Source organism: Asaia bogorensis NBRC 16594, assembly GCF_001547995.1.
Taxonomy (GTDB): Bacteria; Pseudomonadota; Alphaproteobacteria; order Acetobacterales; family Acetobacteraceae; genus Asaia; species Asaia bogorensis.
Genome location: NZ_AP014690.1, coordinates 1,795,001 through 1,817,876 on the forward strand (window position 1 = coordinate 1,795,001; position 22,876 = coordinate 1,817,876).

24 protein-coding genes and 1 tRNA gene are annotated in these 22,876 nt (G+C 59.9%); 19 read left to right on the forward strand and 6 right to left on the reverse strand.

All coding sequences use genetic code 11. The annotated features are described in order from the left end of the window. Nucleotides 1–1,500: 1,500 nt before the first annotated feature. Nucleotides 1,501–1,574, reverse strand: a tRNA-Gln gene (locus Asbog_RS08035). A 202-nt stretch (nt 1,575–1,776) separates the two neighbouring features. Between Asbog_RS08035 and Asbog_RS08040 the strand changes: the two genes are divergently transcribed. Next, a complete protein-coding gene (locus Asbog_RS08040; RefSeq protein ID WP_083510783.1) occupies nt 1,777–2,916 on the forward strand; it encodes a Ppx/GppA phosphatase family protein in 1,140 nt (379 codons plus the stop codon). Further along, nucleotides 2,913–3,710, forward strand: coding sequence for an RlmE family RNA methyltransferase (locus tag Asbog_RS08045; RefSeq protein WP_062164743.1), 798 nt, complete (start codon nt 2,913–2,915; stop codon nt 3,708–3,710). Before Asbog_RS08040 ends, Asbog_RS08045 begins: the two co-directional genes overlap by 4 nt. 10 nt (nt 3,711–3,720) lie before the next feature. Here the strand turns inward: Asbog_RS08045 and Asbog_RS08050 are convergent, their stop codons facing one another. Next, the gene (locus Asbog_RS08050; protein WP_062164744.1) at nt 3,721–4,656 is read right to left on the reverse strand and encodes an ROK family protein; all 936 of its coding nucleotides are present in this window, start codon (nt 4,654–4,656) and stop codon (nt 3,721–3,723) included. A gap of 145 nt (nt 4,657–4,801) precedes the next feature. Here Asbog_RS08050 and Asbog_RS08055 point away from each other — a divergent pair, with 145 nt between their 5' ends. From Asbog_RS08055 to Asbog_RS08095, 9 genes are all read left to right on the forward strand, one after another. Further along, the gene (locus Asbog_RS08055) at nt 4,802–5,071 is read left to right on the forward strand and encodes a sulfurtransferase TusA family protein (protein ID WP_062164745.1); all 270 of its coding nucleotides are present in this window, start codon (nt 4,802–4,804) and stop codon (nt 5,069–5,071) included. A gap of 121 nt (nt 5,072–5,192) precedes the next feature. Then, nucleotides 5,193–5,453, forward strand: coding sequence for an exodeoxyribonuclease VII small subunit (locus tag Asbog_RS08060; protein WP_023978694.1), 261 nt, complete (start codon nt 5,193–5,195; stop codon nt 5,451–5,453). Next, nucleotides 5,450–6,370 carry a polyprenyl synthetase family protein gene (locus tag Asbog_RS08065; protein WP_062164746.1) on the forward strand — a complete coding sequence of 307 codons (921 nt, stop codon included), beginning with the start codon at nt 5,450–5,452 and terminating at the stop codon, nt 6,368–6,370. Before Asbog_RS08060 ends, Asbog_RS08065 begins: the two co-directional genes overlap by 4 nt. Before the next feature lie 4 nt (nt 6,371–6,374). Continuing rightward, nucleotides 6,375–8,369: a 1-deoxy-D-xylulose-5-phosphate synthase gene (gene dxs / locus Asbog_RS08070; RefSeq protein WP_062164747.1), complete on the forward strand. Its 1,995-nt coding sequence runs from the start codon at nt 6,375–6,377 to the stop codon at nt 8,367–8,369. Then, entirely contained in the window at nt 8,369–9,106 is a 738-nt protein-coding gene (locus tag Asbog_RS08075; protein ID WP_062164748.1) for a TlyA family RNA methyltransferase, read from the forward strand. The genes dxs and Asbog_RS08075 overlap by 1 nt, the downstream gene beginning before the upstream one ends. A 112-nt stretch (nt 9,107–9,218) precedes the next feature. After that, entirely contained in the window at nt 9,219–10,412 is a 1,194-nt protein-coding gene (gene rlmN, locus Asbog_RS08080; protein WP_023978698.1) for a 23S rRNA (adenine(2503)-C(2))-methyltransferase RlmN, read from the forward strand. Between the two features lie 96 nt (nt 10,413–10,508). Next, nucleotides 10,509–11,738, forward strand: coding sequence for an argininosuccinate synthase (locus tag Asbog_RS08085; protein WP_023978699.1), 1,230 nt, complete (start codon nt 10,509–10,511; stop codon nt 11,736–11,738). A 23-nt stretch (nt 11,739–11,761) separates the two neighbouring features. Beyond that, nucleotides 11,762–12,250, forward strand: coding sequence for an FKBP-type peptidyl-prolyl cis-trans isomerase (locus Asbog_RS08090; protein ID WP_062164749.1), 489 nt, complete (start codon nt 11,762–11,764; stop codon nt 12,248–12,250). 10 nt (nt 12,251–12,260) lie between these two features. After that, on the forward strand, nt 12,261–12,716 hold the full coding sequence (locus Asbog_RS08095) for a c-type cytochrome (RefSeq protein ID WP_062164750.1): 456 nt from the start codon (nt 12,261–12,263) through the stop codon (nt 12,714–12,716). 84 nt (nt 12,717–12,800) lie between these two features. On the opposite strand, the gene Asbog_RS08100 is transcribed toward Asbog_RS08095, so the two are convergent. Next, the gene (locus Asbog_RS08100) at nt 12,801–13,331 is read right to left on the reverse strand and encodes a thymidine kinase (RefSeq protein WP_231944539.1); all 531 of its coding nucleotides are present in this window, start codon (nt 13,329–13,331) and stop codon (nt 12,801–12,803) included. Between the two features lie 124 nt (nt 13,332–13,455). Here Asbog_RS08100 and trpS point away from each other — a divergent pair, with 124 nt between their 5' ends. Further along, complete coding sequence (gene trpS / locus Asbog_RS08105; RefSeq protein WP_062164752.1) at nt 13,456–14,451, forward strand: tryptophan--tRNA ligase; 996 nt, start codon at nt 13,456–13,458, stop codon at nt 14,449–14,451. Nucleotides 14,452–14,512: 61 nt separating this feature from the next. Beyond that, on the forward strand, nt 14,513–14,929 hold the full coding sequence (locus Asbog_RS08110; protein ID WP_023978704.1) for a secondary thiamine-phosphate synthase enzyme YjbQ: 417 nt from the start codon (nt 14,513–14,515) through the stop codon (nt 14,927–14,929). Between the two features lie 43 nt (nt 14,930–14,972). Here the strand turns inward: Asbog_RS08110 and Asbog_RS08115 are convergent, their stop codons facing one another. The 3 genes from Asbog_RS08115 to Asbog_RS08125 are packed head-to-tail and all read right to left on the reverse strand — an operon-like array spanning nt 14,973 to nt 17,739. Further along, complete coding sequence (locus Asbog_RS08115; protein ID WP_083510784.1) at nt 14,973–15,767, reverse strand: ribonuclease T2 family protein; 795 nt, start codon at nt 15,765–15,767, stop codon at nt 14,973–14,975. After that, a complete protein-coding gene (fghA, locus tag Asbog_RS08120) occupies nt 15,764–16,621 on the reverse strand; it encodes an S-formylglutathione hydrolase (RefSeq protein WP_062164754.1) in 858 nt (285 codons plus the stop codon). The genes Asbog_RS08115 and fghA overlap by 4 nt, the downstream gene beginning before the upstream one ends. Next, a complete protein-coding gene (locus Asbog_RS08125) occupies nt 16,618–17,739 on the reverse strand; it encodes an S-(hydroxymethyl)glutathione dehydrogenase/class III alcohol dehydrogenase (protein WP_062164755.1) in 1,122 nt (373 codons plus the stop codon). The genes fghA and Asbog_RS08125 overlap by 4 nt, the downstream gene beginning before the upstream one ends. A gap of 132 nt (nt 17,740–17,871) precedes the next feature. On the opposite strand from Asbog_RS08125, the gene Asbog_RS08130 reads away from it, so the two are divergent. From Asbog_RS08130 to Asbog_RS08155, 6 genes are all read left to right on the forward strand, one after another. Then, nucleotides 17,872–18,747 carry a bestrophin family protein gene (locus Asbog_RS08130; protein WP_023978708.1) on the forward strand — a complete coding sequence of 292 codons (876 nt, stop codon included), beginning with the start codon at nt 17,872–17,874 and terminating at the stop codon, nt 18,745–18,747. A 98-nt stretch (nt 18,748–18,845) separates the two neighbouring features. Then, nucleotides 18,846–19,436: a CarD family transcriptional regulator gene (locus Asbog_RS08135; protein ID WP_023978709.1), complete on the forward strand. Its 591-nt coding sequence runs from the start codon at nt 18,846–18,848 to the stop codon at nt 19,434–19,436. Nucleotides 19,437–19,535: 99 nt separating this feature from the next. Then, nucleotides 19,536–20,336, forward strand: a complete 801-nt coding sequence (locus tag Asbog_RS08140) for a glucose 1-dehydrogenase (RefSeq protein ID WP_031240803.1) — start codon at nt 19,536–19,538, stop codon at nt 20,334–20,336. A 20-nt stretch (nt 20,337–20,356) separates the two neighbouring features. Beyond that, on the forward strand, nt 20,357–20,719 hold the full coding sequence (locus Asbog_RS08145) for a response regulator (protein WP_062164756.1): 363 nt from the start codon (nt 20,357–20,359) through the stop codon (nt 20,717–20,719). A gap of 2 nt (nt 20,720–20,721) precedes the next feature. Next, complete coding sequence (locus tag Asbog_RS08150; RefSeq protein ID WP_062164757.1) at nt 20,722–22,227, forward strand: tetratricopeptide repeat protein; 1,506 nt, start codon at nt 20,722–20,724, stop codon at nt 22,225–22,227. Beyond that, nucleotides 22,217–22,843 (forward strand): nucleoside/nucleotide kinase family protein, encoded by a 627-nt coding sequence (locus Asbog_RS08155; RefSeq protein WP_062164758.1) that lies wholly within the window; start codon nt 22,217–22,219, stop codon nt 22,841–22,843. The genes Asbog_RS08150 and Asbog_RS08155 overlap by 11 nt, the downstream gene beginning before the upstream one ends. Nucleotides 22,844–22,876: the final 33 nt, after the last annotated feature.

Below are 22,876 nucleotides of genomic sequence, written 5' to 3' on the forward strand. Positions count from 1 at the left end.
CCTGAATCCGTGCTCTGTGCAGTTTTGGACGAGGCCGTCTTACGACCGGTCTGACTTTGCTCTGCCTGAGCGGCAGAGACACTCAACGCGAGGACCGATGTCGCACATAAAAAATAGCGGGCGTTAAAGCGCATCATACTTCCCGAAACACATGCTGGATTATTAACGGACTTAGATCGTTACGTTAATGTTCCTATCACAACGCATTGCGGTCGCGGGATGAAAATTTGATGACGATACGAAATATTAAAATCGTTTTATAATAGTTACATGGGGTATCGTTACGATACAATACAAACCGTCCGGAGCGACGCCATTACGTCGAGACAGTGGTTTTATAAGTATAGAAGTTAGTAATCTATATTTACGATCCTGTATTTGTTGGTTTGCTTAATTCTACTCATATATAGATTTCATTATGCGATCATTATTTCGATAACCACGCTCATGTGGGCATAGCCTTACACAAATAACGCCGAAGCCGCCCTCGTCGCGCGATATCAATACCCCCCCCCCCTTCCACGGAACCGTCCCAGGTCGTTTTGCGCGCCGCCCCTCGGGAAGCAATGGCGATTGGTCCTTCGACAGAGGTCCCTACGCCTGCTCAAGCAATTCATCGCTCCAGCGAGCGCCGTAGGTACATTGTTTGCCAAACGCTGTTTCAGCGCGAATACCAAGACAAACATAGAGTTCTTCCCGGACAAGAGGATAGATGCGGCAACCGGCGGTGTCTGACGCTGCTCATAGCTTCGCCCCGTGGAGCCAAATCTACGGGTGCCGCGATTGCTAATCAGCGCCTTTCCTACATTCTGCATGATATGGGTCACCGCTACAGCAAAGAGCCTCAGCTATCGTCACCCCACCCGGTAGGGACAGTATTTCATCTTTGAGAAGCGCAGCACCATCGGTGATACCGGACTGGTCACTCGGCGCGGGACCATACGAATGACAAGAGTGAGCGCAAGGGGGGGCTAGCGCCGTGTCGCACCACCAAAATCCAAGCTTGAATGACATTTGACAGCACCCTGTCGAACGCGGTGCGGGATTTAGGCTAAACGGGAAAAGGCCCGCGCAACTGCATCGTATGCCCCCCCCCCCCCCCCTCTTACTCTTTCAGCGGGGGCCATTCCAGGATCGTATCGCCAATCGATACAAGCTTCGAAGCGTTTTCCACACCAAATACAGAGCTTTGCGGGCGTGAGCGTTTGGCTCCCCGATCAAACGCAGACGAGAGGGTCACGCCAATTCGCACAATCTGCGCCTTCCCCACCCGGAGCAGATCTAAGCTTACGCGATACGACCAGCGCCTCAGGTTTCCTGAGCGGCCTAACTCGCGAGCGGAGACACCCTATGGGGCATGCTCCTCTCGGCGCCAGATCGCAAAGGAAAGGCGCAACTCATGAACGAAATGGCGTCAGCCGGACGCGCCTATGGCACGTATATCACGCAGGAAATGACCTGCGCAAATCATAATTTAAAGAGTTGGGACCGAAAGAGAAATGGCTGGGGGACCTGGATTCGAACCAGGGCTGACCGGGTCAGAGCCGGTAGTTCTACCGCTAAACTATCCCCCAGCAGTTGAGCCGTAGCTCAGTGCCTTGCGGTGGCGGTCAGATAGCATCCACCCCACAGCGCCGCAACCCCCCTTTTTGCATTTTTTTCTACAAATCAGTCTTTGTCCCGTCACAAAATCCTTGCTGTGCTGTGCCAGCGCTATCACATTGTTTTTTACACAAGATTTCCGGTGCATCGCACCATCACAAAAAGGGGACGATCATGGGCTACCGCCAAAGCGATGCTGCTTCCCCCTCGATCGGGGGGCACACCCCCAGGCATTTTGCCGCCCTCGATCTCGGCACCAACAATTGCCGCCTCATGATCGCCCGGCGGAGCGGTCATGGTGTGCAGGTGCTTGACCGTCAGAATCGCATGGTCTGCCTCGGCGAAGGGCTTGTTGAAACCGGTGAATTGAGTTCCCGTGCCATGGACCGCGCCATTCGTACCCTCGACAGCTACGCCGCGCGCATGGATGGCCTCCCCTCGCTTCAGGTGCGTGCCGTTGCAACAGAAGCGTGCCGCCGCGCGCTCAATCGCGACAGCTTTCTCTCGCGCGTCCGCTCCGAAACCGGCCTATCTCTAGAAATCATCTCCCCCAGGGAGGAAGTGGAACTTGCTGTCGAGGGATGCCGGACCTTGCTGCACCGCGATCCCGAAGGAGGGCGTCGGGCTATTCTTTTTGATATTGGCGGCGGCTCGACAGAAGTAGCATGGCTGAGATTGCATCCAGAGACGCACGAGCACGAGGTTGTCGGCCTCGTCAGCCTGCCCTTTGGTGTCGTGACCCTCTCGGAGCAGTTCGGACACAGGCGCGGTGAGCAGCGCGGTGAAAACCCCGCCAGCCTTTATGAAGACATGGTTCGCCTCGTGCAGGAGCCGCTCACGGCATTCGAACGTGTTCATCAGATCGGCCAGGAAATGCGCCGAGGTGCCGTGCAGATGCTCGGTACAAGCGGCACGGTAACAACTTTGGCCAGTGTCGCGCAGAACCTGGCGCGCTACAGCCGCCATGCCGTTGATGGCTTCACGCTCACAGCAGAAGCCGCTCACGACGCCATCGGGCTCGTGCGTCAGGCCGCCTCCGGCCAGCAGGAATCGCCTCCCGGCCTCACCCCGGACCGACAGCATTTCATGCTGCCTGGCTGCGCGATTTTCGACGCTATCCATCGTGTCTGGCCATCACGCGAAATCATTGTCGCGGATCGGGGGCTTCGCGATGGGATGGTGGCCCGCATGGCGTCGCAGTCGCGCCGCTCGCGCGTTCATGCTCATGGTATGCGTCAACACGCGCCCTCCCATGACAGACACGCGAATTATCGTGGCCATCATGCACCGTCTTCCTTTATGGGACGCGCATGAGCAAAGATAATGACAAGCGCGGCCGTCAGGGCGGCAAGGTGCAGGAGCGCCGTATTCCGGGCAAGGCCCTCAAGAGTTCAGCCGCGCCCGGTGAGTCAGACAGCGCATTGGATGGCAGCTCTGTCCAGACGGCGCGTAACAAGACAATCATGCTTCGCACGGCACGTGGGCGCTCCACGGCGCAACAACGTTGGCTGAACCGCCAGCTCAACGACCCGTATGTGGCTGCAGCGCGCAAGCAGGGTTGGCGTTCGCGTGCAGCGTTCAAGCTGATTGAAATCGATGACCGGCTCAAGCTGATCAAGCCCGGGATGAGAATTATCGATCTTGGCGCTGCCCCGGGGGGCTGGACACAGGTTGCGGTCAAGCGCGGTGCCAGCGCTGTCGTGGGCGTGGATCTGCTGCCGGTCGACCCTGTCAGCGACGCTACAATTATAGAAGGCGACTTCACAGATCCCGACATGCCTGCGCGACTGATCGAATTGCTGGGCGGCCCCGCTGATCTGGTCTTGTCCGACATGGCACCCAACACAACAGGCCATGCGCCAACAGATCACCTGCGCATCATGGGACTGGCGGAAGGTGCGCTCGATTTTGCAATGCAGGTTCTGGCGGTTGGCGGCGGATTCGTCGCCAAGGTGTTTCAGGGCGGGTCCGAACGGCAAATGCTCGAGCCCATGAAACTAGCCTTCTCAAGTGTGCGTCACCTCAAGCCCCCTGCGTCGCGCAAGGAATCGAGCGAGCTCTATGTTGTGGCGACCGGGTTCCGCCCCGATCGCCTCAAGCAAGACTGAGAGGCGCCCCTTACTCGGTCACGTCCCACAGCCAGGCGGCACCGCGCACGCCTGAGCTGTCGCCGTGCTTGTTGCGCACGATGGGGGTGGTGCAAGTCGGGGTGATTACATGACGTGCCAGCAAGGGCGGCACACGTTCATAGATGCTGTCGAGGTTGGACACGCCACCGCCGAGCACGATGATGTCAGGATCAAGGAAGTTGATCGCAAGAGCGCAAGCACGCGAGAAGCGGTCCATGTAGCGATCGAGCGCCCCGATCGCAGCAATATCACCATTTGCGGCGGCTTCCTCGATCCCTGCCGTGTTATGGTGCCCGACGCCCTTCCAGTCCTTCGCGAGTTCCGGTCCGCAAAGATAGCGCTCAAGACAGCCCTCATTGCCGCAGAAGCATTTCGGCAGGGGGAATTCTTCCATACGCACCCAGGGAAGTGGCGTGTGCCCCCATTCGCCCGCGATGCTGTGCCGACCGCCAATGACCTTGCCATCGACAACAATACCAGCGCCCATACCGGTGCCGATGATGATGCCGAACACCGTACGGTTCCCTGCGCCAGCGCCGTCTGCGGCTTCCGACAAGGCGAAGCAGTTCGCATCGTTCTCAACACGTACCGAGCGATTGAGGGCACGATCGAGGTCGATACCGAAAGGCTGGTTGTTCAGCCAGGTCGCATTGGCGTTCTTGATGAGGCCAGTCTCGGGCGAGATGGAGCCAGGAATACCGATGCCGAGTGTCGAGGTGAGCTGGCCCGGCGCCGCAAGATGCGAGGCCACGCTGCCAAGGCGCTGATCGACGCTGGCTACGAGATCGCGCACAGCGATCACGGCATCTTCATAAATTCCCGGGTTCGGTACGCGTTCGCGCAGTTGCAGATCGCCAGCGCGATCGAGAACTGCGATTTCGATTTTTGTGCCACCGAAATCGATGCCGAGGCGATAATCAGCCATCTCATGCCTTACTGATGTTGCTTCTGAAAACTGCGGCGCATGTTGCGGACGAATACGGTCCGAGTAAAGATCTATTGGTCAAACAGAGCGGTCAAACAGCGCCCGATCTTGAAACACACATGGCGCTGCGCGCATAGTCCTGAAAATGACAGCCTCGCCCTCAGAAACCCTGCTCGACGTTCGTGGAATGGCCTGCCCCTTGCCGGTGCTCCGGGCCCATCGCAGCCTCAAGACCCTTTCGCCGGGTGCAAAGCTGCGCGTTTTGGCCACGGACAGGGCAAGTGTTGCTGATTTTCAGGCGTTCTGTCGCGAGACCGGCCACGCGCTGGTGGCGTTTTCGGAAGATGGCGAGACACTCTCCTTTGTGATTCGTCGCAAATCGGACACAGCTGTGTCCTTGCCTGTCACGGAATAATCATACTCTCTCCACCCTTGGGCTTGGAGAATGGAGTGCGACAGGTTATCCCTCCATCCCAATGGCCGTCATATGCTGACGGCATTTTTCCGAAACAGCGGAGCGGGACGGCAGTTACGGCATGGACGCACAGCTATCACAGCTCTCTTTCGAGGATGCCCTGTCAGAACTCGACAGGATTGTACGCGGCCTCGAAAGCGGTCAGATGAAACTTGAGGACGCGATAAGCGCCTATGAGCGAGGTGCTGCCCTGCGCCGCCATTGTGAAACAAAACTCTCGGAAGCCGAAATGCGCGTTCGGGCCATCACACAGCGTGATGGTACGACAGGCACAACGCCGCTTGCCGAGTTCGACGAGAATTCTGGCGGAAAAGCCCCATGACGACCACCTCATCACCCTCAACTGCATCGCCCGAGACCCTTGCGGCCTCACTTGGCACGGCAGCGCGCGCAATCGAAAGCACCATTGATCGCCTTCTTCCCATGGTTGACGGCGACGAATCGGTTCTGCTTGAGGCCATGCGCTACGCAGCCCTTGGCGGTGGCAAGCGACTGCGCGGCTATCTCGTGACGGAGATTGCCGGCATTTTCGGGGCAGAGCCCGAGGGCGCCCTTCGTGTCGCGGCCTCGGTCGAAATGCTTCACGCCTACAGTCTGGTTCATGATGACCTGCCTGCCATGGATGATGACGATCTACGCCGTGGGCAGCCCTCAACGCACAAGAAGTTTGACGAGGCGATTGCCATCCTGGCTGGCGACGCCCTCCAGACCTCTGCCTTCGAGATCCTGGCGGATGAAGCCACCCATTCCGACCCCTCCGTGCGTATCGCCCTGGTGACGGCACTGGCGCAGGCGTCGGGTGCGGCGGGCATGGTCGGCGGTCAGGTGGTCGATATCCGCGGCGAAGGCAAATCGCTGCCGCTCGATCAGGTGCGACGCCTACACGCCATGAAAACCGGCGCGCTGATCCGCTACGCCGCCGAGGCCGGTGCCATTCTTGGTGGCGCAACGCGCGTTCAGCGCGACGCCATCATTGCCTATGGTCGTGATATCGGCACCGCCTTTCAGGTGGCCGATGACGTGCTGGACACCACAGCCAGCGCCGAGGAACTCGGCAAGACGGCCGGCAAGGATGAAGCTTCCGGCAAATCCACCTATGTCTCCCTTCTCGGCATTGACGGCGCACGTGCGGAAGCCGGGCGCCTTGTCGAGCAGGCCACACAGGCCCTGACCTCTTTCGGGACCGAAGCAGCCGCGCTCAGAGCCCTGGCACACTACATCGTCGAGCGCAGGAATTAAGAGAATGAGCGATACCACCAAACCGAACCAAGCCTCGTCGATCCCGACCATGGGTCGTTTTCCTCATCTCGACCGGGTTGTCGTTCCCGCCGATCTGAGAAACTTCTCAACCGACCAGCTGAAGCATCTGGCTGAGGAGCTGCGCTCCGAGACGGTTGATGCGGTGTCCACCACGGGCGGGCATCTTGGCGCCTCCCTTGGCGTGGTCGAGCTGACCGTGGCCATGCACGCCGTGTTCAACACGCCTGATGACAGGATCATCTGGGATGTCGGCCATCAGGCCTACCCGCACAAGATCCTGACCGGGCGCCGCGACCGTATCCGCACGCTGCGCCAGCCAGAGGGTCTCTCGGGCTTCACGCGTCGTTCGGAAAGCGAGTACGACCCGTTTGGTGCAGCCCATTCCTCCACGTCCATCTCTGCCGGTCTCGGCATGGCCGTGGCGCATCATCTGCGCGCCAATGATGATCCGTCCTATGAAGAGCGCAATGTCATTGCGGTCATTGGTGACGGGTCGATTTCGGCTGGCATGGCCTATGAAGCCATGAATAATGCCGCCGTGGCCGGTCCGGGTGCCAAGCGCCTGATCGTCATCCTCAACGACAACGAGATGTCCATCGCGCCGCCAGTCGGCTCGATGTCCAACTATCTCTCCCGTCTGATGACCTCACGTCAGTTCCTGAGCCTTCGCGATCTGGCTGGCAAGCTGGCCAAGCGCCTGCCTGCCGGGCTGGAACGCACCGCCAAACGTGCTGACGAACTGACGCGCGGCCTGATCACGGGCGGCACGCTGTTCGAGGAACTCGGCTTCTATTATGTCGGTCCGGTCGACGGTCATGACCTCAACCAGCTGGTGCCGATCCTGCGCAATCTTCGCGACAGCGATGAGGGCCCGGTCCTGCTGCATGTCATCACAGAGAAGGGACGCGGCTACAAGCCGGCTGAATCCGCGGGCGACAAGTATCACGCTGTCAGCAAGTTCAACGTGATCACGGGTGAGCAGAAAAAGGCTCCCGCCGGTCCGCCGAGCTACACCTCCGTCATGGCACGCGAATTGCTGCGTCATGCAGAGATGGATGAGCGCATCACGGCCATTACTGCGGCAATGCCCTCAGGTACGGGTCTGGACAAGTTTGCCCAGAAGCATCCCGAGCGCTTCTTCGATGTCGGCATTGCCGAGCAGCATGCCGTAACCTTTGCTGCGGGCATGGCTTCGGAAGGGCTGCGTCCTTTCTGCGCCATCTATTCCACCTTCCTGCAGCGCGCCTATGACCAGGTAGTGCATGATGTGGACCTGCAGAACTTACCCGTTCGCTTTGCCATTGACCGTGCCGGTCTTGTCGGTGCCGATGGTGCGACCCATGCTGGCTCATTCGACCTGAACTATCTGTGCTGCCTGCCGAACATGGTGGTGATGGCCCCGAGTGACGAGGTCGAACTCACCCATATGACGGCAACGGCCTGCGTGTACGATGCGGGTCCGATTGCGTTCCGTTACCCCCGTGGTGGTGGCACGGGTCTGGACCTGCCGGAGAAGGGCGAGGTTCTCGAGATTGGTCGTGGCCGCATCGTCCGTGAGGCGGTTCGTCAGCCGGGCAACAAATCCGGCGTCGCCATTCTCTCGCTGGGCACGCGCCTGACCGAATCGCTCAAGGCCGCCGATCACCTTGCTGCGCAGGGCGTTGCCGTGACCGTTGCCGATGCCCGCTTTGCCAAACCGATCGACACGGCACTGGTCGAGCGTCTGGCGCGTGAGCACGATGTCCTGATCACGATCGAGGAAGGTGCAGCAGGCGGTTTCAGCAGCCTCGTGGTCCGTCATCTGGCTGAGACGGCCCTTCTCGATCAGGTCAGGTTCCGCCCCATGGCGCTGCCTGACACCTATATCGATCATAACCTGCCGGACGTGCAGTACGATGAAGCCGGGCTGAATGCGCCGCAAATCGTCGATACGGCACTTGCCGCGCTCGGTGCACAGAACGCCCAGCAGACGGCCTGATGGCCAAGAAGCGGGCAGACGTCCTGCTGGTCGAGCGCGGCCTCGTCGAGAGCCGCGCCCGCGCACAGGCGTTGATCATGGCGGGACTTGTGTTCACCAAGGACCGCCGCATTGCCAAGGCGGGCGATATGCTCGCCGAGGATACCGCGCTTGACCTCAAGGGGCAGGATCACCCCTGGGTCTCGCGCGGCGGTCTCAAGCTGAACCATGCGCTCAGCCATTTCGGGCTCGATCCTGCAGGGGCAACCGCGGTGGATGTCGGTGCTTCCACAGGGGGTTTTACCGATGTGCTGCTGACCAAGGGCGCCACAAAAGTCTATGCCGTCGATGTCGGCCATGGTCAGATTGCATGGAAGCTGCGGTCTGACCCGCGCGTTGTGGTCATGGAAAAGACCAATGCCCGGACGCTGGATGAGACGATCATTCCCGACCCGATTTCCATTGTTGTTTGTGATGCGAGCTTCATCGGGCTACGCATCGTACTGCCCCCTGCCCTCGCTCTCTGTCAGCCAGGTGGATGGGCGGTGGCCCTGATCAAACCGCAATTCGAAGCCGGACGCTCCGAGATTGGCGCGAAGGGCGTCGTGCGTGACGCCGCAGTGCATGAGCGTGTTTGCGCTGAAATCCGTACCTGGTGGGAAGAACTCAAAGGTTGGGAGGTTCTTGGCATTGAACCAAGCCCCATCACTGGCCCCGAGGGGAACCGCGAATTCCTGATCGCCGCCCGGCGCGTTTGAAGGGCCACGGGCACCACACCTTTGGGCAGTCGAAGAGTTAGCGCACAAGCGCCCCGTGCCTTGCAGCGGTTTTGCTTGCGTTCCCGGTGCCTATTCGTGATAGAGCACCCCCATGTCCGACATCTCGACCACACTCGACCTGAATGAGCAGGAGCGCGCGCGCATCCTTGCCAAATCCGCGCTTTTTGCACCGCCCCCGGCTGTCCTGCCCGACGGGCGGCGTGACCTCGTGGGCCTGTCCCGCGAAGAGCTGATTGCCGAGATGGCGGAATTCGGTGAAAAACCGTTCCGGGCCAAGCAGCTCTGGCATTGGATCTATCATCAGGGTGCCACCGATTTCGCCCGTATGAGCAGCATCGCGAAGCCGCTTCAGGCGAAACTTGCAGAGCGTTATGTCGTTGGCCGCCCTGCGACGAGCCTGGAACAGACCTCCAGCGACGACACACGCAAATTCCTGTTCCGTTTCCGCGATGGGCAGGAAGCCGAGACCGTCTATATACCGGACCGTCGCGAGGACCGCGGCGCAGTCTGCATCTCGTCTCAGGTTGGCTGCACTCTTTCCTGCACATTCTGCCATACCGGCACCCAGAAGCTGGTACGCAATCTGGGTGCGGCGGAGATCGTGTCGCAGTTCATGGCAGCCCGCGATTCCTACGGTGAATGGCCTAGCCCCAAGGGCGAGACACCGCGCCTGCTCTCCACCATTGTCCTGATGGGTATGGGCGAACCGCTTTATAATTACGACAACGTGGCCAAGGCGATGCGTATCGTGATGGATGGCGAGGGGATCGCCCTGTCACGCCGCCGCATCACGCTCTCGACGTCGGGCGTGGTGCCGATGATGGATCGCTGCGGTGAGGAACTGGCCGTCAACCTCGCGATCTCGCTGCATGCCGTAACGAACGATCTGCGTGACAAGATCGTACCGCTCAATCGCAAGTATCCGATTGAGGAACTAATGGCGGCGTGCCGACGCTACCCTGCAGCCTCGAACTCCCGACGCATCACTTTCGAATATATCATGCTGCGTGGCATCAATGACAGTGAGGCCGATGCCCGTGAGCTGGTGCGCCTGATCAAGGGCCTGCCCGCGAAGGTAAATCTGATCCCCTTCAATCCGTGGCCGGGGTCGGAATTCAAACCCTCGACGCGTGAGCAGCTGCAGAAATTTGCCGCCATCGTGATGGATGCCGGATTTGCCGCGCCAATTCGTATGCCACGCGGGCGCGATATCCTGGCAGCCTGTGGTCAGCTCAAGACCGAGAGCGAGAGACTGCGCCGCAGCACGACCGCCGACGCAGAATAACCCGGTGCTGGCCAGTCTGTCAGGCTGGCCAGTGCGCGAGGCGAGTGATAAGAATGACTCTGTATTTGTCATTCTATCAGAGGGAAGCCTGGCCTCATGACTGCCCGGGACGTCAAAAAAGTTGTTCTCGCCTACTCGGGCGGGCTGGATACTTCCGTCATTCTGCGCTGGCTGCAGAAGGAATATGGCTGCGAGGTCGTCACCTTCACCGCCGATCTCGGTCAGGGTGAAGAGCTGGAACCAGCACGCCGCAAGGCCGAGATGTTCGGCGTCAAGGACATCTTCGTCGAGGACCTGCGCGAAACCTTCGTGAAGGATTTCGTGTTCCCGATGTTCCGCGCCAACGCGCTGTATGAAGGGCAGTACCTGCTGGGTACATCGATTGCGCGTCCGCTTATCGCGCAGCGCCAGATCGAGATCGCCAAGATGGTCGGTGCCGATGCCGTGGCCCATGGCGCGACAGGCAAGGGCAATGATCAGGTTCGTTTCGAGCTCGGCTATTATGCGCTGCAGCCCGACATCAAGGTCATTGCGCCGTGGCGTGAGTGGAACCTGACCTCGCGCACCAAGCTGCTGGCCTTTGCCGAGGAAAACCAGATTCCTGTCACCAAGGACAAGCGCGGCGAGGCACCTTTCTCGGTCGATGCCAACCTTCTCCACTCGTCTTCCGAGGGCAAGATCCTCGAAGATCCCGCAGTTGCTCCCGATGAAATCGTTTTCCAGCGCACCATCTCGCCCGAAAACGCGCCCGATGTCGCAACTGAAATCGCCATCGATTTCTTCGAAGGTGATCCGGTTGCGCTCAATGGCGTCACGCTTTCCCCCGCCGAACTGCTGACGCGCCTCAACAAGCTTGGCCATGACAACGGCATTGGCCGTCTGGACCTTGTCGAGAACCGCTTCGTCGGTATGAAGTCGCGTGGCATCTACGAAACACCGGGCGGTACGATCCTGCTCACGGCGCATCGCAGCATTGAATCCATCACGCTCGACCGCGAGGCCATGCACCTCAAGGACAGCCTGATGCCGCGCTATGCCGAGATCATCTACAATGGCTTCTGGTTCTCGCCCGAGCGCCACATGCTGCAGGCGCTGATCGACACCAGCCAGAAATCGGTCACGGGCCGCGTGCGGCTGAAGCTTTACAAGGGCAACGTGATCTGCGTCGGCCGCGAAAGCCCGAACAGCCTGTACGACACCCGCGTTGTCACCTTCGAGGACGATGAAGGGGCCTATAACCAGATCGACGCTCAGGGCTTCATCAAGCTCAATGCGCTGCGCCTGCGTCTGGGTGGCCAGATTGGCCGCACCGGCGGCCAGCCCTGATCGCCAGCGTTCAGAGGTACACCATGCGTATATCCCGCTCCATCAAGACCCTCGTTGCCGGGGCGTCTTTCCTCGCTCTCGCAGCCTGCGGCGGCCCGAAAGAAGAGCCGGAGCTAACGCCCGAGCAGTTCATGGCCAAGGTCCGCGCGGAGCCGGGGGTCAAGACCCTGCCCGACGGTCTGGCCTACAAGGTGCTGAAATCCGGCCCCAAGGACGGTGAGCAGCCGTCCAAGGGTCGCCAGATGATGCTGATCTATGAAGGCCGCCTGCCCGATGGCGGGATCTTCGATAGTTCGGAGCAGCATGGCAACGGCGCCTATATGCAGATGCCTCTCGACGGCCTCGTGAAGGGTTGGATGGAAGCCCTTCCGATGATGCATGTGGGCGATACCTGGATGCTCTATGTCCCGCCCGAGCTGGGCTACGGCAAGCGTTCCATGGGCATCATCCCGCCGAATAGCCCGCTCGTGTTCAAGATCCAGCTTCTGGGTCTGGGTGGTCAGGAACAGTAAGAGTCTGACCATGCGTGCGCCCCTCGCTCTTGCGCTTCTTGCCGCTCTCGCTCTCACGGCCTGCGGCAAGAAAAGTGCGGGGCAGAAGATCTACGGTCCCAATTGCGGCATCTGTCACCATGGCGGCAACGGCCTGCCCGGTGAAGTACCCCCATTGGTCGGGCGTCTTGACCTGATTGCCAGGACGCCGGAAGGGCGCGACTATCTGGCGCGTGTCATGCTGAACGGCCTCGATGGCCCCATCGAAGCCAATGGCGGTCACTATAATTTCTCCATGCCGAGCTTCCGCAGGTTGAGCGACGAGCAGCTTTCGCTCATCCTCAACTGGTTGATCTCGCGTGGTGCGACACATCCCGCACCTCAGATCACGCCCGATGTCATCGCGGCGGCCAGAAAAGAAGAAATCGGCTCCAACCGCGTGCATGCCATGCGGCAGGCCCTCTCGGCCAAGGGGCAGATTCCCTGATCCAGGAGCGGGCGAACCGGAGCTCTCTGTCTTAACGAGCCTCCTGCCCAGCCCTCACTGTCGCGTCGTGTGGGCGACAAACGTTCAGGGTGGCGCCCAGTGGCTTTCGCAACGGGCTTCGTAAAGATCGTCATCGCCCGTCTCGAGTACATACGCGGTCTGGCGCTTCTTGGCCGTCCAGTACGCCGGCGCCCCGCAAACATGGCAACGCGCCTGCAGCAGGATATATCGATCGGCCATGGCACGCAGCCGGGCCATGACATCGAACGCCTGACGCATGAAATCAGTGTCGAGGCCTGACACACTGACATGAATTCCCTGGTCCAAAGTCCGGTTGATATCGGCCACAACGTCACCCGCATAATGCGGCGCGATCATGAAATGCCCCTCATCAAGCAGGATATGGTCGTATTCTGCGGCATCGTCAGGCCATGCCCTTACCGATCGTGCAGGGCGGCTCAACCCCACACGACTATGGATTGCGGCACCTGAGCGCGTATCGAAGGCAGGGGCGAGGCACAGTGTGGATCGAACATCCGGGTGCTCCTGCAACAGATGGGCAGATTTTCCCGCAAACATCGGGCCTGCATAGACTGTCAGAATTCCCCGTACCAAAAATCTTCTCCCGCAGCTCGATGCGCAGGGTCAAACGCGCATTGGCGAGGCATTACAGGCATTTGCATGGGCTCGGCAATCTTTCCACTTGACCGCTTTGGCAGCACATTCGACAACACTGCCCATGCAACGTGTATTTTCCGGCATTCAGCCGACCGGCGTCCCCCAGCTTGGCAATTACCTTGGCGCAATCCGCAACTGGGTCCGGTTGCAGGACGATCATGACTGCGTTTTCTGCCTTGTCGATATGCACGCCCTGACCGTGTTCCGCGAGCCCGCGCAACTTCGTCAGGACAGTCTGGCGCAGGCCGCCTGCCTGATTGCCTCGGGCATCGATCCGCAGAAACACGTGCTCTACAACCAGTCTGCCGTCAGCGCGCATGCGCGTCTCGGCTGGATTTTCAACTGCGTGGTTCGCCTTGGCTGGCTGAACCGCATGACGCAGTTCAAGGAAAAAGCGGGCAAGGACCGTGAGCAGCATTCTGCCGGCCTGTTCGTTTACCCTGCCCTCATGGCGGCGGACATACACGCCTTTCACGCCACACGCGTACCCGTTGGCGAAGACCAGAAGCAGCATCTCGAAATCGCAAACGACATCGCTGCCAAATTCAACCATGATTACGGGGTCGATTTCTTCCCCACGATCGAGCCGCTCATACCCCCTTCCGCCGCACGCGTCATGAGCCTGCGCGACGGCACAAAGAAAATGTCCAAATCGGATCCCTCCGCGCAATCACGGATCGAACTGACGGATACGGCTGATGAGATCGCGCTGAAGATCCGCAAGGCGAAGTCGGACACGGAACCCCTGCCCTCGGAAAATGCCGGTCTCGCCGCGCGCCCCGAGGCACGCAATCTCGTCACCATTTTTGCCGCCATGTCCGATTTGAGTAATGACGACGTTCTGGCGCGCTTTGGCGGACAGGGCTTTGGTCCTTTCAAATCAGCGCTGGCTGAATTGCTGGTGGAAAAGCTCGCACCCGTCGCCAGCGAAACCCGTCGTTTGCTGGAAGATAGCGCGCATCTCGAACAGATCCTGCGTGAAGGCGCTGCCCGAGCCAACGCGATTGCGGAGCCAATCGTGACTGAGGCGGAACGCCTCGTGGGTTATCTGCGCTAGAACTGCCAGCAACATGCAGGGAGCCGGTGCAGACCACCGCGCTCCGGAGGAGGTCCATTTCATGAAGCAGGCATTTCACCGTCTGTCGGTACGCACCCGCGGCAAGGGCCTCACCATGATCACCGCCCCGATACTCGATTGGGTATCGGAGAGCGGAATAACGGACGGGCTCCTCACCCTGTGGTGCCGTCATACCTCGGCATCGCTCATCGTGCAGGAAAACGCTGATCCGACGGTGCAACAGGACATCAACAGCTATTTTGAGGATCTGGTACCCGAAAGCCGGGCCTATCGTCACGACTATGAAGGCGCTGACGATATGCCAGCCCATATCCGCTCCGTACTGACCAATGTTCAACTGACGATCCCGGTCATGGGCGGTCGGCCGGTCCTGGGCACGTGGCAGGGTATCTATCTTTTCGAGCACCGCCGTGCGTCCCATGGACGCGAGATCGTGCTGCATCTCCTCGGTGACTGAAACCTGACCGGCATGCGCCGGACATGCCGGTCAGACAAGTCTTCTACCAGCGTTTAACCCAGAATTCCGCCGGGCAGTTATCCTGGTTTTGCGGCGATGTCAGATAGCTTTCTGCCGCAGGGAAGAGATGCATCTTGCCGGGTGCCAGCGTGAACCAGAGCTGCGTCAGAACAATGCGTCCCTCATGATCGGTCTCGCATCGCAGCTGCAGGGCACGCGGCAGAGTGGTCTGGCTCGCTGTTCTGAAAAACGCCATAAGGTCATCATGACGCACCCGCAACCCGGCGCGTTCGGCAAGATAGGTACCCATCGGTGACTGCGCGAAACGCTCACGCAGGGCGCTCGCCTTGGCGAAGAACGGACCCGCAGAATAGCCAAAACACGCCCCGTGCTTGACCCACTCATGTGTGACCAGCGAAGGCTGGGTGTGCGGCATGATCTGGCTGAGCGTCGCGCTCATGGCGTTATCGAGCAAGGGTGCCTGAGCATCGGGCTCCAGCAGGCTGCACCCGTCCCGCCACCAATGCTCGACCGGAATATCCTGCGCCTCCAGCGAATGGGGTTCTGACGCCCACAGACCGTGAAGCCCGATCAGGGGCTGGCGTGGCTGATCGGCGCTGCATCCTTTGCCGACAGTGCAAAAGCCGGGCTGCCACGTCAAAGCCAGCGTATTGTGATCGAAGTCAGCGTGACGTGTCGGGGTCAAGGCGGTCGGCCAGGGTGCGGGTCCGGTGCTGCATCCACCGAGCGCCGTCACACCCAGCGCCATGACACCCAGTGCGAGGCATGAGAGAGATCGCCATAACGCGCCAGGGCTCGCGGAAATTGACTTGATCATCGGGAGGAAGCTCCAAGCAGGCGCGCATGATGGGCCACATGGTCACGAATAACAGTCTGGATGAACCAGTATGAGTGATCGTATCCCTCATGATAGCGCAACGTGAGCGGCTGCCCTGCTGCTGCCGCCGCATTTTCGATCAGATCAGGCCGCAGCTCCTGTGCGAGAAAAGGGTCCGCGACCCCCTGATCGATCAGGATGCTGGCAGGATGGATGCGACCCGCCTCTATCAGCGAAACCGCATCCCATTGCGCCCAGGCTTTACGATCACTGCCAAGATAAGCCGTGAATGCTTTCTCACCCCAGGGAACGACCGAGGGATGCACAATCGGAGCGAGCGCGCTGATCGAGCGCCACTGATCAGGATTGCGCAGCCCATGCACCAGAGCACCATGCCCACCCATCGAATGACCCATGATGCCGAAAGACGTGCCATCGAGTGTGAACAGTCGCTTCAGCAGCGCAGGAAGCTCTGAGTCGATATAGCTGCCCATGCGGTAATGCCGGTTCCAGGGCGCAATCAGCGCGTCCAGATAGAAGCCTGCCCCGGTGCCGAGATCATAGCTTTCCTCCTCGCCCGAGATGCCAGCGCCGCGCGGCGAGGTATCGGGGGCCACCAACATCAAACCGTGCTCTGCTGCATGGGCAATGATCGTCGATTTCTGCAGGAACGTCTCATGCGTGCAGGTGAGCCCTGCAAGCAGGAAAAGCACCGGAACGACCTCACCAAGTAGCGCCTGCGCGGGCTGGAAAACGCTGAATTGCGCATCCAGACCCAAGACTTCGGATCGATGGCGCCAGCAGGTCACGCTGCCGCCATGACACAGCTGATCGGCTATCTTTTCAGGGGTCATGCGTCGAATTCAACGACGGAGCGGATCGACTTGCCCTGGCTCATCAGCTCGAAGCCATAATTGATCTCCGACAGCTTGAGATGCTGGGTGATCAACGAGTCAATGTTGATGCGCCCTTCCATATACATATCGACAATTCTGGGCACATCGGTGCGCCCCCTTGCCCCACCGAAAGCCGAGCCGATCCAGCGCCGTCCTGTCACCAGCTGGAACGGGCGCGTGCTGATTTCCTGACCAGACCCGGCCACGCCGATCACGCAGGAAACACCCCACCCGCGATGGGCACATTCGAGCGCCTGGCGCATCAGCTTCACATTACCCACACACTCGAAGGTGTAATCCGCGCCTCCGCCAGTCAGTTCGACCAGATGGCCTACCAGATCGCCATTGGGGCCAAGATCGGCAGGGTTGACGAAATGCGTCATGCCGAACTCACGCGCGATGATGGCACGCTCGGGGTTGAGATCGACACCGATGATCTGCCGGGCGCCAACCATGCGGGCCCCCTGCACGACATTGAGCCCGATCCCCCCCAGACCAAACACCACAACAGTCGACTCCGCCTCGACCTTCGCCGTGAACAGCACGGCGCCAATCCCTGTCGTCACGCCACATCCGATATAGCAGATCTTGTCCAGCGGCGCGTCGCTACGCACCTTGGCCAGAGCGATCTCGGGCAGCACGGTGAAATTGGCAAAAGTCGAGCAGCCCATATAGTGATGGACCGGCTGCCCCTTGTAGGAAAAGCGCGTTGTGCCGTCAGGCATCAGACCCTTGCCCTGTGTGCCGCGTATCGAGGTGCAAAGATTGGTCTTGCGCGACAGGCAGGACGGGCAGTTCCGGCACTCGGGCGTGTAGAGCGGAATGACATGATCGCCCGGCTTGAGCGAGGTCACGCCAGCGCCGACCTCACGCACGATGCCCGCTCCTTCATGACCGAGGATGGCAGGAAACAAGCCTTCCGGGTCATCACCGGACAGGGTGAACTTGTCCGTATGGCACAGGCCTGTTGCCTTGATCTCGACCAGAACCTCGCCCGCGCGCGGTCCCTCAAGCTGCACCGTATCAATTTCCAGCTTCCGACCGGCCTCGAGTGCAAGTGCGGCAATCACATCCATCTTATCAAATCTCCGATCACAGGCTGTTCACGATACGTCACAGAACAGATTACGTTTTAACGAGTTTTATCGGGGGCGTCCTGTCTAAGATATCGCCCTAGCCCAACAGCAGCTTTTGAGGACCAAGACACCTTGATCGTCGACAAGAATTACGGCCTTTGGATCCTGTTACGTGAGACAGCGGTCCCCCTTGGTATTCTCGCCTTGTGGGATTTCGTCGTCGTTATACTCTATCAGGTCTATCATCAGGAATGGATGGAGCAACCTGCCCTTCCCATTTCGCTGATGGGCTCCGCGCTGGCCCTTTTTCTGGGTGTTCGGAACAATGCCGCCTATGCCCGCTGGTGGGAAGGCCGGTCACTTTGGGGCCTGATCACGAATAACTGCCGCTCCTTTGCCCGAGAGGCCGCGACGCTGCTGGGTGGCCGCCCTGACCTTGCTCGCGCCATGGCCGCCTATCCCTATCTGCTGCGTACAGCGCTTTCCAATCTGGAGCAGGGTCCGGAAGCCCGACGTCTGCTTACGCCAGAGATGTATGAGCGCATCATGGCGCGAAACAACAAGCCCAACGCGCTGCTCTATGAAATCGGCCTCGGTGTGGCTGAGGAAGTCGCGCTCAAGAACATCGACGGCGCCGTGCATGGCACGGTTGATCGTATCCTATCCGATCTCGCCAATGCCCAGGGTGGGTTGGAGCGCATCAAGAACACGCCACTCCCCATACAATATTCCGTCCTGCCGCTGCTGGTGGTGCATGTTTTCTGCATCGTATTGCCGCTTTCGGCCGTACAGTCGCTCGGCTGGATCACGCCGCTGGGTTCGAGCCTTGTGGGCTTTCTGTTCCAAGCGCTGGACAAGAGCGGTCGCGACCTTCAGGAACCATTCGTTCCCAGCAAGCACGCCCTGCCCATGCTGACCATGTCGCGCAATATCGAGATCGACCTGTTGCAACCCATCGGCGACGATGTCGGCAAGCCCATTCCACCCAGCCGTGGTGTGCAGCCCTGATCGCTCTCGATACCTTGCCCGCCTGGCGGATGCACGCCGGGCAACAGCCTATCAGAGGCACAAGACAAACTGTGGAATTTCTGATATAGGCCTGTGCCATGAGCACGTTCAAAACCCCTCCCAAGGGAGGCATGACAGACGCGATGGCGCGTAGCGCCGCCGCGCTGACCGCAACACAGGCCGACTCTCATGCCGGAGACGACGATCCCTTCCAGGAAGGGGATTCCATCGTCTACGCCGCACATGGTGTCGGTCGCGTCGATCGCATCGGTGTCGATGAAATTGCCGGAACGAAGCTGGAAATCATCCAGATCTCGTTTCCCGGCAACCAGATGACACTGCGCATCCCTCTCTCGAAGGCCCGTAAATCGGGGCTGCGCAAGATCGTCACGCGCGATATTGTCGAGAAGGCGATGTCGATCATCAAGGGCAAGCCGCATGTAAGCAAAGGCATGTGGGCACGTCGTGCCGTTGCCTATCAGGAAAAGATCAACTCGGGCGATCTGATCCAGATTGCCGAAGTGCTTCGCGACCTGCGCCGCAATGTCGACAGCCTCGATGGCAGCTTCAGTGAGCGCAAGCTGTTCGAAGCGGCACAGGAACGCTTTGTGAGCGAAGTGGCCGTCCTTGAGAACAAGGACCCTACAGCCGTCCTTCAGGCTCTCACAGAGACCATGAAAGCGGCCTGAGGTTTCAGGCATCCTTTCGCCCCCGGTTGCGTTTCACTCTCCAGTCTGACCTGCCAGCCCTCCGGGGCTGGCTTTTCTCATGGAAGAGGAGCGCACCGCGTGGCCGAAGAGACGAGCAAACGTTTTGCCCACAAGAAGATCCTGATCACAGGAGCCTCACAGGGTATCGGCGAAGATGCAGCCATGCATTTCGCTCGTGAAGGCGCACAGGTCGCCATCAATGGCCGCAAGGCGGAAAAGCTGCAGCCTCTGCTGGAAAAACTCCCGAAACCGGTTGATGGTAATCATCTCATCGTCGCCGGCGACATGTCGGTCGAGGAAGATGTCGATCGCGTGATGAAGGAAACACTCGAAGGCTTCGGCGGTCTCGACGTGCTGATCTGCAACGCCGGTATGCAGATCGAATGTCCGTCAGAGGAGATCGCCCTCAAGGACTTCAACATGGTGATGGCCGTCAACGTCACAGGTGTTGTCCTTTGTGCCCGTGCCGCGCTGAAATACTGGCGTGAGAACGATGTCCCCGGCAATATCATCGTCAACAGCTCGGTGCACCAGCAGATCCCCAAGCCGCACTACCTCGGGTACTCGGCCAGCAAAGGCGCGGTTGGCAACATCGTGCGCACGCTGGCGCTCGAATATGGCCGCTACAATATTCGCGTCAACGCTGTTGCCCCCGGTGCGATCGTCACCCCCATCAATGATGCCTGGGTGAAGGACCCGGAGAAATACGAGGCGACGGCCAAACATATTCCGATGAAGCGCCCGGGTGAGTGTCGCGAGATCTCCGACGCGATGGCCTTCCTTGCCTCCAAGGAATCAAGCTATATTACGGGGCAGACCCTGTTCGTTGACGGTGGGCTGACGCTCTACGCCGATTTCGAACAGAACTGGTCGTCCTGAATCGTTCGAGATCCCCGCCTATGTCACTTCCTCCTACCATCCTTGTCGTCGAAGATGATTTCCTGATCAGGTCGTGCCTGATCGAATTCCTTGAGGACAGCGATGTACATGTTCTGGAAGCCGATACCTGCGAATCGGCGCGACGGTTGATCGATAGTGATCAACCGCTCGACGTGATGATCATGGATATCTCCCTGCCGGATGGCAGCGGGGCTGATCTCGGGCAGGAAAGCCGCGTCAAGCGGCCAGACCTGCCCATCATCTACACAACAGGCCACGGTGTGCAGGTCGACCGGAACTCCCGCCTCGACCGGGTCATGACCAAACCCTACCAACTGGATGCCATACTAAGCGTGGTTCAGGAACTCGTTCCGGAGTCCTGACCGTGCTCTCCCGGACAGCCCACGCACCAGCCCAAGGCGTGAAGACGCAGCAGGCTCTCCTGTCGGAGGCCTTTCGGCGGCAGGATATGGCGCAATGTCTCGCACTTGTGAAAAGAATAGTGCCGGGACAAGGAGCCCACCCTCTCGAGGGCCTTCTAAGGCTGGCCGAGGCACTGGACCGACGCGGTGATCTCCTGATGCTCGTTGAAACAGCAAGCAGGACCGCGCCTGACGATTGCCGTCTGCTCGAACTCAGCGGCACATTGCTCATGCAAAGAGGCGATCTGGCTGAGGCTGTCGCCCGCCTCGAGATAGCCGTTTCGCGTCGCCCCTGTCATCTACCTGCCTTGAGCCTGCTGGCCACGGCGCTCAATCAGGCCGGGCGGTTCAATGAGGCCCGGGCCGTACTCGACAGGATCTACGCCCTGGACCCTGCCGATCCAAGTTCGCTCTCGAACATCGCCTATCTCTTGTCTGCTGCTGGAGACATGAACGCGGCGCTCAACCTGTACCGGCAAGCCATCCAGATCCAGCCCAATCACCCCCAGATGCGGCTGAATTACTCCATCGCCCTGCTCAAGGCCGGATACTTCCAGCAGGGATGGACCGAGCATGAATGGCGGTTCCAGCTTCCCGGCCATACCTCCCTGCCCATGGCGCGCCTCTTGCCTAACATCACCCCTTCGCTGGACCTCCGAGGCAAAAAGGTGCTGGTGACCCATGAAGAGGGATATGGCGATACGTTCATGTATCTGCGCTACATCCCGCTTCTTGCCGAGCGCGGGGCGATCATACGCGTCTGGGGGGCCGACATCATGGCGGATCTATGCCGCCGTGTCGCCGGGGTCGATAGCGTCCAGGTGGGCGGAGATATCCCGCCATATGACTACCATTGCCCGTTCATCAGCCTGCCCCGCGCTTTCGCAGCCAGCAAAATGCCATTCGGTATCACACCGCCCTACATCACGGCCGATCCAGCGAAATCGGCCTGCTTTGCCGCGCGTCTTGCGCAGGACAGGAAATTGCGAGTGGGCATTGTCTGGGCCGGCGCGCCCCGCCGGGATCAGACCGAAGCCTATATGCTCGACCAGCGCCGTTCGATGCCGCTCTCGGCACTGGCTCCGCTTTTCTCGCTCGCTGGGGTCAGCGTCTACAGTCTCCAGAAAGGTGACGCAGCGGCACAGCTCGCCTCAATGCCCAACCCCGTTATTGACCTGATGCCTGCAATCGAGAGCATGGATGACACGGCAGCCCTGATCGACAACCTCGACATCGTGGCTTCGGTCGACACCTCGATGGTCCATCTCGCGGGTGCCATGAACAAACCCGTCCTGCTGATGGACCGGATGAATCCGTGCTGGCGCTGGATGACCGACCGTGAGGACAGCCCGTGGTACCCTTCCCTGCGCATCGTTCGTCAGACAGCAGCGTGGGAATGGCAGGACGTCGTCTCCCGGGTGAGGAACATGATTTCACAATACGCCGAACGGAAAATCCATGACGCATGATTATCAGGCCGCCAAAGCGCGCGTATACCGGCTCCTGACCCGTCCGGGCCGTGTGATTCTGGGACTGGCTGGCGCACCGGGGGGCGGAAAATCCACCCTCGCGGCCCAGCTTGCTACCGATTTCGCTGATCAGGCCATGGTCGTACCGATGGATGGCTTCCATCTGGCCAATTGCGAATTGGCGCGCCTCGGTCGAGCTGGTCGAAAAGGTGCCCCCGATACTTTCGATGCGACCGGCTTTGTGAGCCTGCTGTCGCGCATACGTCATCAGGAAGATCAGATCGTCTACGCGCCTTTTTTCGACCGTGCGATCGAGGAGCCGATCGCGGGCGCTATTCCGGTTCCGCCCAATGTGAAACTGGTTATCGTTGAGGGAAACTATCTCCTCTGCGATGGCCTCTGGAGCCCGGTCCGCGCCTGTCTGGACGAGAGCTGGTTTGTGGCGACCGACGAGGCGCAACGCAATCTGTGGCTTGAAGCGCGGCACGTTCAGTTCGGGCGCACACCGGAAGAAGCCAGGGCGTGGATTGCAAGCACCGATGCCCCCAATGCGCAGATCATCCTCGCGACGCGCGACAAGGCGGATTGGATCTACGTGCCAGCACTCACAAGTTAGCGCCATTAGTGGCTGCCCGGTTGTCGCCTCCTC

Coding starts and splice junctions, on each gene's coding strand:
- Asbog_RS08040 (WP_083510783.1), top strand. CDS start 1,777: ATGGGCTACCGCCAAAGCGATGCTGCTTCCCCCTCGATCGGGGGGCAC.
- Asbog_RS08045 (WP_062164743.1), top strand. CDS start 2,913: ATGAGCAAAGATAATGACAAGCGCGGCCGTCAGGGCGGCAAGGTGCAG.
- Asbog_RS08050 (WP_062164744.1), bottom strand. CDS start 4,656: ATGGCTGATTATCGCCTCGGCATCGATTTCGGTGGCACAAAAATCGAA.
- Asbog_RS08055 (WP_062164745.1), top strand. CDS start 4,802: ATGACAGCCTCGCCCTCAGAAACCCTGCTCGACGTTCGTGGAATGGCC.
- Asbog_RS08060 (WP_023978694.1), top strand. CDS start 5,193: ATGGACGCACAGCTATCACAGCTCTCTTTCGAGGATGCCCTGTCAGAA.
- Asbog_RS08065 (WP_062164746.1), top strand. CDS start 5,450: ATGACGACCACCTCATCACCCTCAACTGCATCGCCCGAGACCCTTGCG.
- dxs (WP_062164747.1), top strand. CDS start 6,375: ATGAGCGATACCACCAAACCGAACCAAGCCTCGTCGATCCCGACCATG.
- Asbog_RS08075 (WP_062164748.1), top strand. CDS start 8,369: ATGGCCAAGAAGCGGGCAGACGTCCTGCTGGTCGAGCGCGGCCTCGTC.
- rlmN (WP_023978698.1), top strand. CDS start 9,219: ATGTCCGACATCTCGACCACACTCGACCTGAATGAGCAGGAGCGCGCG.
- Asbog_RS08085 (WP_023978699.1), top strand. CDS start 10,509: ATGACTGCCCGGGACGTCAAAAAAGTTGTTCTCGCCTACTCGGGCGGG.
- Asbog_RS08090 (WP_062164749.1), top strand. CDS start 11,762: ATGCGTATATCCCGCTCCATCAAGACCCTCGTTGCCGGGGCGTCTTTC.
- Asbog_RS08095 (WP_062164750.1), top strand. CDS start 12,261: ATGCGTGCGCCCCTCGCTCTTGCGCTTCTTGCCGCTCTCGCTCTCACG.
- trpS (WP_062164752.1), top strand. CDS start 13,456: ATGCAACGTGTATTTTCCGGCATTCAGCCGACCGGCGTCCCCCAGCTT.
- Asbog_RS08110 (WP_023978704.1), top strand. CDS start 14,513: ATGAAGCAGGCATTTCACCGTCTGTCGGTACGCACCCGCGGCAAGGGC.
- Asbog_RS08115 (WP_083510784.1), bottom strand. CDS start 15,767: ATGATCAAGTCAATTTCCGCGAGCCCTGGCGCGTTATGGCGATCTCTC.
- fghA (WP_062164754.1), bottom strand. CDS start 16,621: ATGACCCCTGAAAAGATAGCCGATCAGCTGTGTCATGGCGGCAGCGTG.
- Asbog_RS08125 (WP_062164755.1), bottom strand. CDS start 17,739: ATGGATGTGATTGCCGCACTTGCACTCGAGGCCGGTCGGAAGCTGGAA.
- Asbog_RS08135 (WP_023978709.1), top strand. CDS start 18,846: ATGAGCACGTTCAAAACCCCTCCCAAGGGAGGCATGACAGACGCGATG.
- Asbog_RS08145 (WP_062164756.1), top strand. CDS start 20,357: ATGTCACTTCCTCCTACCATCCTTGTCGTCGAAGATGATTTCCTGATC.
- Asbog_RS08155 (WP_062164758.1), top strand. CDS start 22,217: ATGACGCATGATTATCAGGCCGCCAAAGCGCGCGTATACCGGCTCCTG.